The following is a 13,230-nucleotide window of genomic DNA, read 5'->3' as shown; positions in this document are numbered from 1 at the left end:
GCTCGCGGACCGAGGGCGATCGGACGCGCCTCGGGCAGGGCGATGGCTGAAGGACGAAGGGCTCGTACCCGACCGGGTGATCTGCTCTCCGGCGCGGCGTACCCGCGAGACGCTCGCGCTGGTCAGCGGCGTCTGGTCGGCCGAACCTCCGGTTGAATACGACGAGCGCGTTTATGCAGCGGGGGTGGCGGCGCTGCTCGCGGTAGTCCGCGGGGCGCCGCCGTCGGCCCGCTCGGTGATGCTCATCGGGCACAATCCGGGAATGCAGGGGCTGACGGTCGCGCTGGCGGGGGACGCGGCGTCTGAGGGAGATCTCGAGCGCGTCACCGAGAAGTACCCGACCTGCGCGATCGCTGTCCTTCAGGCTCCCGGAGCGTGGTCGGCGCTCGCTCCCGGCGGCGCGCAGCTGACTCGGTTCGCCGTGCCGCGGGATTTCTGAGGGATTTTGAAACGAGCCCGGCGGCCGCACGTGGCGACCGCCGGAGTGGACTTGTGAGCTTCGATGGGCATTGATGGTGCGTTGTCGGGTGACCATGCGACGCCGGGTGACCGTGTGGCGCATTGTGTCAGGCGTCGGCGATGAGCCCTGGTGGCCCTTGCGTTCTGGCGCCGTGCCTCAGTCGGTGGCCGTGACGTCGCGTCTCAGTCGGTGGCTGGCGCCTTGGCTCGCAGGAGCCTGATGAACTCGCGCATCCATGCCGGGTGGTCCGGCCACGCCCGACCGGAGACCAGCATTCCGTCGACCACCGCCTCGCCGTCGATGAACTGCGCACCGGCGGCTTCCAGGTCCGTGGCGAGCGCGGGGTACGCCGACGAGCGGCGGCCGGCGAGCACCCCGGCGGCGGCGCTGATCAGCGGGCCGTGGCACAGCTGGGCGATCGGTTTGTCCTCGGCGAAGAAGTGCCGGATGAGCCGCTGACATTCCGGGTCGTTTCGGATGTATTCGGGCGCCCGTCCGCCGGGCAGCACGACCGCGGCGTACTCGGCGGGGTTCACGTCGGCGAACGCGAGGTCGGCAGGCCAGGTGTGGCCGGGCTTCTCGGTGTAGGTGTCGAAACCGTCGACGAAATCGTGCACGACGAACTGGAGCTTCTTCTTGGCGGGGGCGGCGATGTCCACCTGGTAGCCCTCTTCGAGAAGGCGCTGGTAAGGGTACATCACCTCGAGGTCTTCGGCGGCGTCGCCGGTCAAGATCAACACCTTGGTCATGGGTTCCTCCCTAGGAGCGTCCCGGTTGGTGTCCTCTCCCGGCTATGCTCCGCCTGCTGTGGCGGGTGGGCAAGGCGCGGGATCTGGTGTTGTATGGAGCCAGACCAGGTACTCGATCAGCGCGCGAGGAGTGGCACGGGCCTTGACGACTCTTCGCGAGCCGGTGCCGGATCTTGCGGCGGTGCGTCCCCGGGTCGACCAGGTGCTGGAGGACTTTCTCGGGGCGCGGATCGCGGAGGTGGGGGGCGGCGGAGCGGCCCTCGTGCAGGGCGCGGCCGACTTGGTCATGCGCGGTGGGAAGCGGTTGCGCGCGGCGCTCTGCTTGCTCGGCTGGAGCGGGGCGGGCCGCCCGGTCGACGACGCGATCGTGCGCGCGGCGTGCAGTCTCGAGCTGCTGCATGGCTGTGCCCTGATCCACGACGACGTCATGGACGGTTCCGCGACACGGCGCGGCGGCGAGGCCGTGCACCGAATCTTCGCGCGGCGGCACGCCGCACAGCGATGGCGCGGTCCGGCCGAGCGCTTCGGCAACGCCGTCGCCATAGCGGCGGGGGACCTGTGCATGGTGTGGGCGGATCTCCTGCTGCGCGAGAGCGGTCTCGAACTGACCGTCGTCGAACGCGGCCGCCCGGTCTACGACGAGATGCGGGCCGAGACCATCCGCGGCCAGTATCTCGACCTGCTGATGCAGGCGCGCGGCTCGTTCGAACTCGACGAAGCCCTCGAAGCCGCCCGGGCCAAGACGGCGGCGTGCACCACGAAGGGCCCGCTGCGGTTCGGCGGAGCGCTCGCCGGGGCGGACGAGGCGCTGCTGTCGCGGTTCGACGAGTACGGCATCGCGCTGGGCACGGCTTTTCAGCTCAGGGACGACGTGATCGGCGCGTTCGGCGATCCGGACGCCAGCGGCAAGCCCTCCGGCGACGACCTGAAGGACGGTAAGTGCACTGCGTTGCTCGCGGAGGCTTACCTGAGGTCTGATTCGGCGGGGCGAGCGCGGTTGGCCGAGCTGACCGAGAAGGGAACCGACGCGGCGGTGGACGCGCTGCGCGCGGTGATCGAGGACACCGGCGCGCGAACGGCCGTCGAACAGCGCATCGCGGCACTCGGAGATCAGGCGCTGGCGGCGCTCGCGGCGATGCCGCTGGTCGGCGAGGCCGTGCGGGAGCCGTTGAGCACGCTCGTCGTGATGGTCACCACCGGCTGACCCGGGCGATGAGGGCCGCGGCGGCGAGCGCGGGGACAGCGTAGGAGAGCAGCCGCAGCGCTCCGTCGAGCGGTGCGAGCAGAGTGCTGCGATCGACGGGAATCGAGGTGCCGTCGGCGAAGCGGATCGCCCCGTCGACACCGGTGGCTCGGCGGCGCAGCAGACGGGCCGGAGTGCTGAGGCGACGCTGGGCTGCGGACAGGGCGGTGGCGGAGATGACCGCGAGTACGGTGCCGACGATGCTCGGTGAGTGAAGCGGCGGAGCCTGCGCGACGTAACCGACCGCGACGGGGAACGCGCCCCACGCGAGTGCGAACCCGAGGTCGGTGTGCAGGGCGCCGTGGAAGAGCTCGAGGTTGTAGCCGAGCACGAGGACGACCCCGGCCAGGATGAACGGGATGAGGATCGCGCCCGCGTGATTCACCGCGGTCACGCCGAGAGCGCAGGCGCCCGCGAGCGACACGATCGCCGCGATCCACAGCGCGCGTGCGCTGATCCCGGTGCGCAGCGGGCGGCCGTTCCATTCGTCCAGCGCGTGCGCCGCGACACCGACGGCGAGGGCGAATGCGAGGACTGTCGCGCCGAGGATCGCCCAATCGACGCGTGGGGCGAGCGCCGCGCCCAGAGCGGCATAGGAAATGTGCCAAAGCGTGTATGGCGGGTGCAGCAGGGTCCACCAGTCGGCGAGCGGGCCGCTGCGGCGGGCGTAAAAGGCGGGGGCCGGCAGATCGGGCGCGGACGGCCCCGGATTAGGCATCCGACTTGCGTCCCCACATCACCAGGCCGCCGCCCAGGCTCATCCGGCGGACCCGGGGCTCCTCGATCCCGGCGGCACGCCAGTATTCGACGATGTCGGAGACGGGGTGGCGGCTGTAGTGGTCGCTGATGGACGGTCCGAGGAACCAGCCGACCTGCGCCCACTCGCGTCCACCGGTCGCGAAGCCCGCGACCGGCAGCACGCCGCGGGTGTATCCGCGCCACGCCGTGTGCCACACCGGATGTTCGGGCACCGCGAACTCCAGGCTCGCGATGGCGCCGCCGGGCCGCACGACCCGGGCGAGTTCGCGCAACGTCGCGGCGGGATCCGTGACATAGCGCAGCAGGTAGGTAAAGGTGAGCGCGTCGAAGGCGCCGTCGGGGAACGGCAGCTGCTCGGCCCGGCCGGCGACCAGGCGGATCCGGTCGGAAGCGCGGCGCTCGGCGACCCGGCGCCTGCCGCGCCGCAGCATCTTCTCGGTCAGGTCCACGCCGGTGACGTCGACGTCCGCCGGCCCGCGGTCGATCCAGGCGAGGGCCACTCCGGCGGTTCCGGTGGCCACGTCCAGGACCCGCTGGGGCCGGGGCGCGACGCTCAGCGCGCCGTCCACCATCGCGTGCCGCCACCGGCGGTTCTGGCCGAAGGACAGCACTTCGGCGAGCAGGTCGTAGCGGCCGGGCAAGCCGTCGAAAAGGCCCTGGGTGAAAGCGTTCGCCTGGGCTTCGGTGTCCCACTGGGTGCGCATGGTCCCTCCCCTTCCCCCGGCACGGCCGGACTATGTGGGACGCCGGGTGCCGCGCGACTGGCGAGAAGGTGACAACAGACGAACTGGACTCAGTGCACGCACCCGTCCGGACCTCGATCGTCGCCGCTTTCGCTGCTCACGGCGCTCCGATCCGCTCACGGGGCGTGCGGTATCTTCTGTCATCCCGACCGGCGCGCGACCGCGAGTCGCCGTCGGCCCTGTCCGTCGACGTGCCGAAGGAGCGCGGGAACGTGATGCGCTGCTGGATCTGGTGCCGGCCGAGTCGAGTCGGTCGCGCGGCCTGCGCGGCGTCCTACGCGAGAACGTCGACGGCAGCGAGCGCGAGCACGTCGGGCTGCACCCGGATGAGCACCCGGAACCGGGCCCGGGTTCACCCGGCGGGGAGGGCGCATCGCCGGGGTCGTCGCTGATCAGACCCTGGAGACGCCTTCGCCCGGCCGCTCGGCGCGGGTCGCGTCGCGACCGCTTGCCGCGCTCAACCGCGTCGCAAGCGCGGGATTAGTCCGCTATGACCTCCTTGGTTGTATGACCATCTCACTCGCTGACGCCAGGGCCGCGCGGGACCAGGCCGCCGCCGACGACGCCGTGAACGACGGCGTGTCCGCCGAGACGGCGATCCTCAAGGTGCTGCGGGGCAACCCGAACCCCACCGAGGTGGCCGCGCTGGTGGTCGCGCTCGCGCACGTCCGCGCCCGCAACGCCGCCGAGGACGGACTGGACAACGTCGTCCACCTGCCGCCCGTCGCCTCCTGGGACCGCCCGCAGCCGGTCGTGTACCGGTCGCCGTCGTCCTGGATGCGCGCCGCCTGATCCACGGACCGCGCCCGAGCGCGGCCGACAAGGGGATAAAAGCAGCTGGAACCGGGTCTGAGGGCGACCCGGTTCCAGCCATGCGCGCGTTCGGGCGACGGCCGGGCGGCGGCGAAAGATCGCGCGGCGCGCAGCGCATCGACCCGCCTTCCGCAAGCCTTCCGCTCTCACCGCTGTGGGAACGTCCGCACGGCCAGCACCGCGCACAGGGCGGTGATCGGAAGCTCGGCACCGGCCGCCATCACGATCGCCGTGACCCGGTCCGCGGGCGCTGACGTGAGAACGTCGAACCAGGCGTCGACGCACAGCAGCGCCGACGTCGCCGCGGCGGTGAGGGCGGCGCGCGGATCTCGGCGGCGCAGCAGCGTTCCCGTGGCGAAGAGGCCGAGGGCTTCCAGCGCGTCGAGTCCCACCCAGGCGGCGTTCCAGTTCCCGGCGTGGTAGCTCGCGGGAAGACCGGTCGCGAGCACTCCCAACCAGGGCACCATCGCCAGCCCGGCCCCCGTCAGGCCGATCCCGATCCAGCGCGTCCACCGCGGCCCGGCCGCCGCTCCTGCCGTACTCGAGACGCCGGCTGCCGCGCTCGAGACGTCCGCCACCCGCGACGCCGCGATCGCGGCGCCCCCGCGCACCTGGTCGAGCGTCCGCGTCCCCCGCTGCCTCCCGATCCGGTCCGTTGTCCTGTTAATTCCGGAAATCGTCACGGTACTCATTGCGCACTCCCCGTCCTCGACATCGGCTCTCGCATGAATCAAGAGTGCTGACTTGAGGCGGTGCGATTCAGTAACGCACGGCGCCGACTCGGGGGTATGGCTGGCTACACCCCCGATCTGAACCCTGCGCCCTGGCGGCGTGGCCGCGCTGCCGCCTAGGCTCCTGATCATGAGTGCTTCCGCCGCGCCGCGACCAGGTCCCGGGAAGCGCCTATGACTGGTTGATTCAGCAGACTGCGACGACGTCCTGGACCGCCACGCACGCCGTCTCGGTGGTCGACGTGACCGTGGACGACGGCGATGTGAACGTGCTCCCCGGCGGACAGGGCGCGGTGAGCATCCGTGCGACGTCGACCTGGAGCGCCGGACTGCCGCACTCTCGCGCCCGTGAACGGCTCGGCGACCACGCGTGATGTCGGCGGCTTTGCTCGGCCTTAACTGCGGGTCCGGCCCGTCCTTAACGCAAATCGCCACTCTGACAACGCTGCGACGTTTGTGGCGGCGACGGTCAATGCCGTCGGCCGCTGCCGAACAGACGCAGGACACTGCCCCTCGAGCCCTTGGCGAAGGTATGACGACCTCAACTTCCGAGCCCGTCCTCACCGTCACCGTTTCCGCGAGCGAAAGGCTCGCCGAGGGAGTGCTCGCGCTCACCCTCGTCCGCCCCGACGGGGGCGAGTTGCCCGAGTGGGAACCCGGAGCGCACATCGATCTGCTGCTGACCGACGACCTGGTGCGCCAGTACTCGCTGTGCGGCGACCCGGCCGACCGCGCCTCCTGGCGCGTCGCCATCCTGCGGGAGCCGACTGGCCGTGGCGGCTCAGCGTTCGTGCACGATCGCCTGGCGGCCGGTGAGCAGATCCGCGTGCGCGGCCCCCGCAACCACTTCCGCCAAGAGCCCGCGCAGCGCTACCTGTTCGTGGCGGGCGGCATCGGAATCACCCCGATCCTGCCCATGCTCGAAGCGGCGGCCCGGGCGAACATCCCATGGAGCCTGCTTTACGGCGGGCGCACCACGGACTCGATGGCCTTCGCCGAGTCGCTGGCCGCGCGGGGATCGCACGTGCAGATCCGGCCCCAGGACCAGTACGGCCTGCTCGATCTCAAGACCTTCCTCGGCCGGCCCCGGCCCGGCACGCTCGTCTACTCCTGCGGCCCGGAGCCGCTGCTCCAGGCGATGGAGGACGCGACCGCCGACTGGCCCGAGGGCACGCTGCACACCGAGCGCTTCACCGCCAAGGAGATCAGCGAGGAGGAGCGGGCCAGCGAACGCGAGTTCGAGGTCGTACTCGCTCGCAGCGGCCACACCCTCCTGGTCAAGCCGGGCTGCTCGATCCTGGACGTGGTCGAGGGCGTGGGGGTGGAGGCCACCTTCTCCTGCCGCGAGGGAACCTGCGGCACCTGCGAGACCCTGGTCGTCGAGGGCAGCCCCGAGCACCGCGACAGCGTCCTTACGGACGACGAGCGCGAGGCCGGAGACGCCGTGCTGATCTGCGTGTCGCGTTCGCTCAGCCCGCGCCTTGTCCTCGACCTCTGACGGCCCGGTCCGCGGAGCCGCGCGACTACCCCAGTTGGTCGCGGCGGCGGGTCAGGACGGTGGTCTCGGCGGTGTTGCCGGCCAGTTCGATGGCTCTGTCGTACGCTGCGCGCGCCTCGCGACTGTGGCCCAGCCGCCGCAGCAGGTCGGCGCGGGTCGCGTGGTAGGGGTGGTAGCCGGCCAATTTGTCTTCGAGACGGTCGACGGCTGCCAGGGCCACCTGCGGGCCGTCGAGCTCGGCGAGGGCGATGGCCCGGTTCAGGGCGACGATCGGCGACGGGTCGAGGCGGACCAGCTGGTCGTAGAGGGCGACGACCTGGGACCAGTCGGTGTCGCGTGTGTCGCGGGCGCTGGTGTGCACGGCGTTGATCGCCGCGAGGATCTGGTAGCGACCCGGGGCCACCCCTGAGGCCAGGCGCTCGCGTACCAGCCGGTGGCCCTCGGCGATCAGCGCAGTGTCCCAGGCCCCGCGGTCCTGCTCGTCGAGGGCGACCAGTTCGCCGCTTGCCGACACCCGGGCGGTGCGGCGGGCCTCGATCAGGAGCATCAGTGCCAGCAGCCCGGCAACCTCACCGTCGGCCGGCATGAGGGCGCGGATCAGGCGAGCCAGCCGGATCGCCTCGGCGGTCAGGTCGCCGCGCACGGGATCGGTATCGGGGCCGGTAGCCAGGTAGCCCTCGTTGAAGACTAGGTACAGGACGGCCAGTACGCCGGAGACGCGTGTCGGCAGATCCTGCGCGGACGGCACCCGATAGGGGATGCGCGCCGCTTTGATCTTGGCCTTGGCGCGGGTGATCCGTTGCCCCAGCGCGCTCTCCTGCACCAAGAAGGCACGGGCGATCTCGGGCACGGTCAGGCCGGCGACCATGCGCAGCGTCAGCGCCACGCGGGCCTCCACCGCGAGCGCCGGGTGGCAGCAGGTGAAGATCAGCCGGAGCCGCTCGTCGTCGATGGGGCCTAGAGGCTCGGGCGGGTCGTCGTCGTACAACAGCCGAGCCTCCTTGTGTTTGTCGTCGCGCTTGTTCTCGCGCCGGATCCGGTCGATGGCCTTGCGGCGGGCGGTGGTGGTCAGCCAGGCGCCTGGATTGGGCGGCACGCCGTCGACCGGCCACCGCTCCACGGCGGTCGCGAACGCCTCGGCCGCCGCCTCCTCGGCGATGTCGAGGTCACCGAAACGCCGGGTCAGGGCGGCGACCACCCGCGCCCACTCCTCGTGGTGGGCCCGGGTGATCGCCGCCTGGACGTCGATCACGCTCACAGGATCGGCCGCACCTCGACCTTCCGGTTGCACGCCTTCGACCCCTCGGCTGCCAGCTTGAGCGCCACGTCCAGGTCTGGGGCCTCGATGATCCAGAAGCCGACGAGGTACTCCTTCGACTCCAGGAAGGGCCCGTCGGTGAACATCGCCTCCTCGCCCCGGTTGTCGATGACGGTGGCGGTGCTGGGCGAGGCGAGGCCGGCGGCGAAGACCCAGTGGCCCTCGGCCTGAATCCGCGCGTTGAACACATCGATCGCTGCGTCCTCGTCGGGGGTCGCGAGGCCGGAATCGTCATGGATCACGGAAAACAGGTACTGCATCTCGGATCATCTCCTGTGTCTCGGGGCGCCCCTCGCGGGCGGCCGCTCACCCCTACTACGAACACCTGCGCCCCGATCCGACACCGCCCCTGGATTTCTTTCGAGGACGCTCTGGTCGTTTCGGCGCCACCTAGGTCACCTGCTCGGGGTCGGCACGTCAGTTGCATACTGCGGGCGCCCGTTGGGCCGGTAGACGTGGAGCGTTATCCCCTTCGGATAGGCTCGCGAGTCGACCAGTTCGAGCGCCATGTCCAGCCCGGCCTCGGGGAACAGCCGCGTGCCCTGGCCGACGACCACGGGGCAGACGAGCAGGTTGATCTCGTCGACAAGCTGGTTGTTGAGCAGCCACCGGGTAAGGTCGCCGCTGCCGTGCACCTGCAGTTCCCCGCCCGGCTTGGCCTTCAGCTCGCGAACGGCCGCGGCGAGGTCACCGGACAGGACGGTCGTGTCCGCCCAATTCGGGTCGGTGAGCGTGGTGGATGCCACGTACTTGGGCCGCGTGTTCAACGCCGCCGCGATCGGGCTGGCCGAATTCGCCATGGCTCCCCAGTAGGGGGCGAAGACCTCGTAGGTGCGCCGGCCGAACAGGAACGCGTCGGCGCGCTGGTAGAGCTGGTCGACGAACGTCATGGACTCGTTGTCGAACAGCGGCCTGGCCCATCCGCCGCGCTCGAATCCGCGCCTGCGGTCCTCCAGATGCAGCCCGCCGTTTCCCTGCATCACCCCATCGACGGAGACCTGGATCGTGGCCGTCAGCTTCATGTCATCTCCTATGGTCCGGGGCGCCCTCGTGGGCGGCCGCTCACCCCTGCTACGAACACCCCCGCCCCGATCCGACACCGCCTCCCGGTTTCTTTCGAAGATCTTCTCGCACGGCATCGCCCCTCGCACGGCTTTGAGCTCCCTGCCCTGCCCAGCGATCCCACCGCTTTGCCCGCGCGCAGCTTTTGACCACCCTGTCTCTTGACCCGCTTCCGCTGTAGGCGTACCGTTCCTCCAAAGTTAGGAAAGTTGACTAACTCGCGGAGAACAATGGCTCCTCGGAAGGGCGCAGCAGGAGGGGCGGGTCCCCTGTGCGCGGACGTCGGTGGTCTTCAGGCGAGTGGTGGTCGCCGTCCCCGATCACGTCCGCTGTGCGTGGCGGTGGGCGCCGCACTCGCCACCGCCATCCTGCTCGCCGGCTGGGGGATCGCGGAGGCCGGACGTCCGGCCTCCGCTTCCGCCCCGGCCTCTGCCCCCGCCCCGAGCGACTCGGGAGCGGGGGCATTCTCCGATTCCGCGCCGATCAGCCGCGCCGCTGATCCGCTCCCCGCGTCCCGCGACGACTGCGGCGGGACCGTCTTGACAGCGGATCGCCCCGGCCGCGACGCGTTCGCGCCCGGCGAGTTCGACCACTTCATCTTCATCGTCCGCATCGCGGCCGGCGGCTCCGCGATCGTCGGCGGCCAAAGCCACCTGGAGGTCCACGGACCGCTCCAGGTCTGATAAAGGCCCACGAGACAGGAAGGAGTCCTCGACGTACCACCGGCGGCGCACGGCGTGATTTCAACAGCACACTGAATCAAAGCAAGAGGAGAAACTACCCACCATGCGACTGACCAAGCCGCGCCTGCTGGCGCTGGTCGGTGGTCTGCTCGGGCTCGCGATGGCGGCCTTCGGTCTCTTCGCGTCCGCGCCCGCCGCTCAGGCCAGCACCACGAGGAACTTCCTGGTCACCCTGTACGGCTGGCCGGACAACTCCCCGCCCGGGAACGCGATCGCCTACCCGAAGAGCGACGGCAACCCGACGCTGCACAACGTGGCGTCCGGTGTCGGCACCTACTCGAACCCGATCACCTACGCGACCGACAAGTCCGAACTGAAGATCGGCACCAAGGTCTACTACCCCTACCTGCACCGGTACTTCATCATGGAGGACGACTGCGTCGAGTGCGACCAGGACTGGACGGGCCACGGCCCCGACGGCGGCCCGCACCTGTACCACATCGACCTCTGGATCGGCGGCCAGGGCGGCAACTCGAACGACGTGATCAACTGCGAGGACAATCTGACCCAGAACTCCGAAGCGGTGATCGTTAACCCGCCGAGCAACGAACCGGTCGACACGACCCCGCTGTTCAACTCGTCGAACAACAAGTGCTACAACCCGTCCAGCTTCCACGGTTGACGGTGACCTGCTGAAGGCGGCGGCCGGACCCGTCCGGCCGCCGCTTCGCGCGTCCGGGCGCAATCCGCCGGTCAGCACAGGACACGGCCAGTGCGCGTGATTAGAGTGGCATCGAGCCCTAGTCCAAGATCGGGCGGCCGGAAGCGGAGCGGGACCGACGAGGAGTACCGATGTCAGCGTCCGAACCTTTCGTGATCATCGGCGCGGGACTGGCGGGCGCCAAGGCCGCCGAGGCCCTGCGCGAGCGGGGGTACGACGGCCCGCTCGTGCTGGTCGGGGAGGAGGAACACCGCCCCTATGAGCGGCCGCCGCTGTCGAAGGAGTATCTGACCGGCAAGAGCGAGCGCGAGAAGATCTTCGTGCACGAGGAGTCCTGGTACCCCGAGCACGACGTCGAGTTGCGCCTCGGCCGCCGCGCCGCCGCCATCGACCGGGACCATCGGCAGGTGCGGCTGACCGACGGAAGCCGGATCCCGTACTCCAAGCTGCTGCTCGCGACCGGCTCGAGCCCGCGCCACCTGCCTGTCCTCGGCGCGAACGCGGATCGGGTGCTCTACCTGCGCACGGTGGATGACTCCGAACGGCTGAAGTCCGTGCTCGGGCAGGCCGAGCGGCTGGTCATCGTCGGCGCCGGCTGGATCGGACTCGAAACGGCCGCCGCGGCGCGCGCCGCCGGGGTCGAGGTGACCGTGGTGGAGGCGATGGAGCTGCCGCTGCTGCGCGCGCTCGGGCCCGAGATGGCAAAGGTGTTCGCCGACCTGCACCGACGCAACGGGGTGAACCTCCGCTTCGGCGAGGAGGTCGCGGAGATCGTCACGGAGGGTGGCTACGCGACCGGCGTGCGGCTGCGCGGCGGCGAGGTGTTGCCGGCGGACGCGGTACTCATCGGCATCGGCGCGGTGCCGAACATCCAGCTGGCCCAGGACGCAGGGCTCGAGGTCGGGAGCGGCGTGCTCGTGGATGCGGGGCTGCGTACAGAGGACCCGGACATCTTCGCGGTCGGCGACATCGCCGAGGCGCACCATCCCGAGCTAGGCCGCCGAGTCAGGGTCGAGCACTGGGCCAACGCGCTGAACCAGCCCGAGATCGCCGCGGCGGGCATGCTCGGCGAGGAGGCGCAGTACACCCGGTTGCCATACTTCTACACAGACCAGTACGACCTCGGCATGGAGCTCACCGGATTGGTCGAACCGGGCGGCTACGACTCCGTCGTCACCCGCGGCGCGCCCGAGAGCGGCCAGTTCATCGCGTTCTGGCTCGGCGGGGGCCGGGTGCTGGCCGGAATGCCGGTCAACGAGTGGGACCTCGTCGATCCGATCAATGCCCTGATTTTGTCGGGGGCGACCGTGGATCCCGACGCGCTCGCAGACCCCGAAGTCCCGCTCGGCTCCCTTGCGGGTGCCGAGGCGGGCCCCGACGTCGACGCGGGCGCACCCGTGGAGGAGAGCAAGGACGAGGACTGAGCTGCCGCGGCAGGTTGGCGAGCGGGCGCGCGGGAGGGAGCGTTCCGTGCGTCGACGTGCCGCGCGTGAGCATGCGGCGCGGTGAGGCAGCGCTCCTCAGGTGGTCAACGCGACAAAGTGGCGGTCCTGCGACTGCCACTGCGCGTTGACCGCATAGCCGAGCTGTTCAGCGACGGCGCGCAGGGCGGCGGTGCCGAGCCTGGCCCACGGGAGCGCCGTGCCGCGGCCGTCGACTCTGAGCCGGTGGCGTTCATCGACGTCCTCGGAGGCGGTCTCGACGACGAGTTCGCCGCCGGTCGGCATCAGCAGCGCCTTGACGCGCGTGAGCAGAGCTGCCGGGTCGCCGCCGATGCCGATGTTGCCGTCGATGAGCAAGGCGTGCGGCCAACGCCCCTCGCCAGGCAGTGGGTCGAAGACCGAGCGGCGCAGCGTGGTCGCCCCAGCTGCCCGGGCCAGCAGCAGCGCGACCGGCGCGACGTCGACGCCGAGGGAGGGGATGCCGCGCCGGGCGAGTTCGGCGGACAGCCGGCCGGGTCCGCAGCCGATGTCCAGCGTCGGGCCGGTGCACCGGTCGAGCAGCGCGGTGTCGGCGGCGTCGGGAGCGGCGGCGTAGCGGGCCACGTCGAGCTCGACCGACTCGCCGTCCTCGCCTTCCAGGAGAATCGGCAGGCAACCGGCATCCTGGGTGAGGGTGAGCCACAGCGCCCGCTCGTAGCTCGTCGAGACCGGACCGCTCCAGGAGGCCGGGGCGACGGGGGCGGGGGTTGGCCACGTGGACGGCATGGGGCCGTCCCATGCGTCGGGGATGACGGCAGGGACCGGCCGGGTGGTCGCGGGAACGGAGGCGCGCGAGGCGCGGGCGATGGAAGCGAGGCGGCGGGCGAATACGCCGTGGGGGACGAGGTCGGCGGCAGCGTATGCGTCGGGGGCGGTGTCGATGTCGCGGAGGGGCGGTAGGAGATCCACGCGCAGGTCGGCGTCGACGAGGCGGCCGAACTGGACGCGGCCGGTCTCCGGTTGGGACAT

16 protein-coding genes are annotated in these 13,230 nt (G+C 70.8%); 8 read left to right on the top strand and 8 right to left on the bottom strand.

Annotation, left to right across the window (positions count from 1 at the left end):
• Positions 1-439, top strand: a 439-nt coding sequence (locus VGZ32_RS26880; protein WP_326889011.1) for a SixA phosphatase family protein, incomplete at its 5' end; no start/stop codon positions are given.
• Between the two features lie 203 nt (positions 440-642).
• Here VGZ32_RS26880 and VGZ32_RS26875 read toward each other — a convergent pair.
• The gene (locus VGZ32_RS26875) at positions 643-1,209 is read right to left on the bottom strand and encodes a DJ-1/PfpI family protein (protein WP_326889010.1); all 567 of its coding nucleotides are present in this window, start codon (positions 1,207-1,209) and stop codon (positions 643-645) included.
• Between the two features lie 142 nt (positions 1,210-1,351).
• Between VGZ32_RS26875 and VGZ32_RS26870 the strand changes: the two genes are divergently transcribed.
• Positions 1,352-2,413 (top strand): polyprenyl synthetase family protein, encoded by a 1,062-nt coding sequence (locus tag VGZ32_RS26870; RefSeq protein ID WP_326889009.1) that lies wholly within the window; start codon positions 1,352-1,354, stop codon positions 2,411-2,413.
• Here the strand turns inward: VGZ32_RS26870 and VGZ32_RS26865 are convergent.
• Together VGZ32_RS26865 and VGZ32_RS26860 are read right to left on the bottom strand one after the other, a co-directional pair.
• Entirely contained in the window at positions 2,400-3,170 is a 771-nt protein-coding gene (locus tag VGZ32_RS26865) for a hypothetical protein (RefSeq protein WP_326889008.1), read from the bottom strand. The genes VGZ32_RS26870 and VGZ32_RS26865 overlap by 14 nt on opposite strands.
• On the bottom strand, positions 3,163-3,915 hold the full coding sequence (locus VGZ32_RS26860; RefSeq protein ID WP_326889007.1) for a class I SAM-dependent methyltransferase: 753 nt from the start codon (positions 3,913-3,915) through the stop codon (positions 3,163-3,165). The genes VGZ32_RS26865 and VGZ32_RS26860 overlap by 8 nt, the downstream gene beginning before the upstream one ends.
• Positions 3,916-4,461: 546 nt before the next feature.
• Here VGZ32_RS26860 and VGZ32_RS26855 point away from each other — a divergent pair.
• On the top strand, positions 4,462-4,746 hold the full coding sequence (locus tag VGZ32_RS26855) for an acyl-CoA carboxylase subunit epsilon (protein WP_326889006.1): 285 nt from the start codon (positions 4,462-4,464) through the stop codon (positions 4,744-4,746).
• Between the two features lie 167 nt (positions 4,747-4,913).
• On the opposite strand, the gene VGZ32_RS26850 is transcribed toward VGZ32_RS26855, so the two are convergent.
• Positions 4,914-5,459, bottom strand: a complete 546-nt coding sequence (locus VGZ32_RS26850) for a hypothetical protein (protein ID WP_326889005.1) — start codon at positions 5,457-5,459, stop codon at positions 4,914-4,916.
• A 221-nt stretch (positions 5,460-5,680) separates the two neighbouring features.
• On the opposite strand from VGZ32_RS26850, the gene VGZ32_RS26845 reads away from it, so the two are divergent.
• Both VGZ32_RS26845 and VGZ32_RS26840 read left to right on the top strand, forming a co-directional pair.
• Entirely contained in the window at positions 5,681-5,872 is a 192-nt protein-coding gene (locus VGZ32_RS26845; RefSeq protein ID WP_326889004.1) for a hypothetical protein, read from the top strand.
• A gap of 158 nt (positions 5,873-6,030) precedes the next feature.
• Positions 6,031-6,996, top strand: coding sequence for a PDR/VanB family oxidoreductase (locus tag VGZ32_RS26840; RefSeq protein ID WP_326889003.1), 966 nt, complete (start codon positions 6,031-6,033; stop codon positions 6,994-6,996).
• Positions 6,997-7,021: 25 nt separating this feature from the next.
• On the opposite strand, the gene VGZ32_RS26835 is transcribed toward VGZ32_RS26840, so the two are convergent.
• The 3 genes from VGZ32_RS26835 to VGZ32_RS26825 form a co-directional block, all read right to left on the bottom strand.
• Positions 7,022-8,248, bottom strand: a complete 1,227-nt coding sequence (locus VGZ32_RS26835; protein WP_349263767.1) for an RNA polymerase sigma factor — start codon at positions 8,246-8,248, stop codon at positions 7,022-7,024.
• A 2-nt stretch (positions 8,249-8,250) separates the two neighbouring features.
• Positions 8,251-8,574: a YciI family protein gene (locus tag VGZ32_RS26830; RefSeq protein ID WP_326889001.1), complete on the bottom strand. Its 324-nt coding sequence runs from the start codon at positions 8,572-8,574 to the stop codon at positions 8,251-8,253.
• Between the two features lie 135 nt (positions 8,575-8,709).
• Entirely contained in the window at positions 8,710-9,336 is a 627-nt protein-coding gene (locus VGZ32_RS26825; protein WP_326889000.1) for a dihydrofolate reductase family protein, read from the bottom strand.
• A 381-nt stretch (positions 9,337-9,717) separates the two neighbouring features.
• Between VGZ32_RS26825 and VGZ32_RS26820 the strand changes: the two genes are divergently transcribed.
• The 3 genes from VGZ32_RS26820 to VGZ32_RS26810 all read left to right on the top strand — a co-directional run bounded on the left by VGZ32_RS26820 (position 9,718) and on the right by VGZ32_RS26810 (position 12,204).
• Positions 9,718-10,059: a hypothetical protein gene (locus VGZ32_RS26820; protein WP_326888998.1), complete on the top strand. Its 342-nt coding sequence runs from the start codon at positions 9,718-9,720 to the stop codon at positions 10,057-10,059.
• A gap of 103 nt (positions 10,060-10,162) precedes the next feature.
• Positions 10,163-10,741 (top strand): hypothetical protein, encoded by a 579-nt coding sequence (locus VGZ32_RS26815; RefSeq protein WP_326888997.1) that lies wholly within the window; start codon positions 10,163-10,165, stop codon positions 10,739-10,741.
• 170 nt (positions 10,742-10,911) lie between these two features.
• Positions 10,912-12,204 carry an NAD(P)/FAD-dependent oxidoreductase gene (locus VGZ32_RS26810; RefSeq protein ID WP_326888996.1) on the top strand — a complete coding sequence of 431 codons (1,293 nt, stop codon included), beginning with the start codon at positions 10,912-10,914 and terminating at the stop codon, positions 12,202-12,204.
• Between the two features lie 96 nt (positions 12,205-12,300).
• On the opposite strand, the gene VGZ32_RS26805 is transcribed toward VGZ32_RS26810, so the two are convergent.
• On the bottom strand, positions 12,301-13,230 hold a 930-nt coding region (locus VGZ32_RS26805; protein ID WP_326888995.1), incomplete at its 5' end, for a methyltransferase domain-containing protein.

This window comes from Actinocrinis sp., assembly GCF_035938995.1.
In the GTDB taxonomy this organism is placed as follows: domain Bacteria; phylum Actinomycetota; class Actinomycetes; order Streptomycetales; family Catenulisporaceae; genus DASZGI01.
The sequence above is the reverse complement of the archived record's forward strand: the minus strand, read 5'-3'. Positions and strand labels throughout refer to the sequence as shown.

Excerpts from the sequence above, each read along its gene's own strand:
- VGZ32_RS26875 (WP_326889010.1), bottom strand. The coding sequence starts at position 1,209 with ATGACCAAGGTGTTGATCTTGACCGGCGACGCCGCCGAAGACCTCGAG.
- VGZ32_RS26865 (WP_326889008.1), bottom strand. The coding sequence starts at position 3,170 with ATGCCTAATCCGGGGCCGTCCGCGCCCGATCTGCCGGCCCCCGCCTTT.
- VGZ32_RS26860 (WP_326889007.1), bottom strand. The coding sequence starts at position 3,915 with ATGCGCACCCAGTGGGACACCGAAGCCCAGGCGAACGCTTTCACCCAG.
- VGZ32_RS26855 (WP_326889006.1), top strand. The coding sequence starts at position 4,462 with ATGACCATCTCACTCGCTGACGCCAGGGCCGCGCGGGACCAGGCCGCC.
- VGZ32_RS26850 (WP_326889005.1), bottom strand. The coding sequence starts at position 5,459 with ATGAGTACCGTGACGATTTCCGGAATTAACAGGACAACGGACCGGATC.
- VGZ32_RS26840 (WP_326889003.1), top strand. The coding sequence starts at position 6,031 with ATGACGACCTCAACTTCCGAGCCCGTCCTCACCGTCACCGTTTCCGCG.
- VGZ32_RS26830 (WP_326889001.1), bottom strand. The coding sequence starts at position 8,574 with ATGCAGTACCTGTTTTCCGTGATCCATGACGATTCCGGCCTCGCGACC.
- VGZ32_RS26825 (WP_326889000.1), bottom strand. The coding sequence starts at position 9,336 with ATGAAGCTGACGGCCACGATCCAGGTCTCCGTCGATGGGGTGATGCAG.
- VGZ32_RS26815 (WP_326888997.1), top strand. The coding sequence starts at position 10,163 with ATGCGACTGACCAAGCCGCGCCTGCTGGCGCTGGTCGGTGGTCTGCTC.
- VGZ32_RS26810 (WP_326888996.1), top strand. The coding sequence starts at position 10,912 with ATGTCAGCGTCCGAACCTTTCGTGATCATCGGCGCGGGACTGGCGGGC.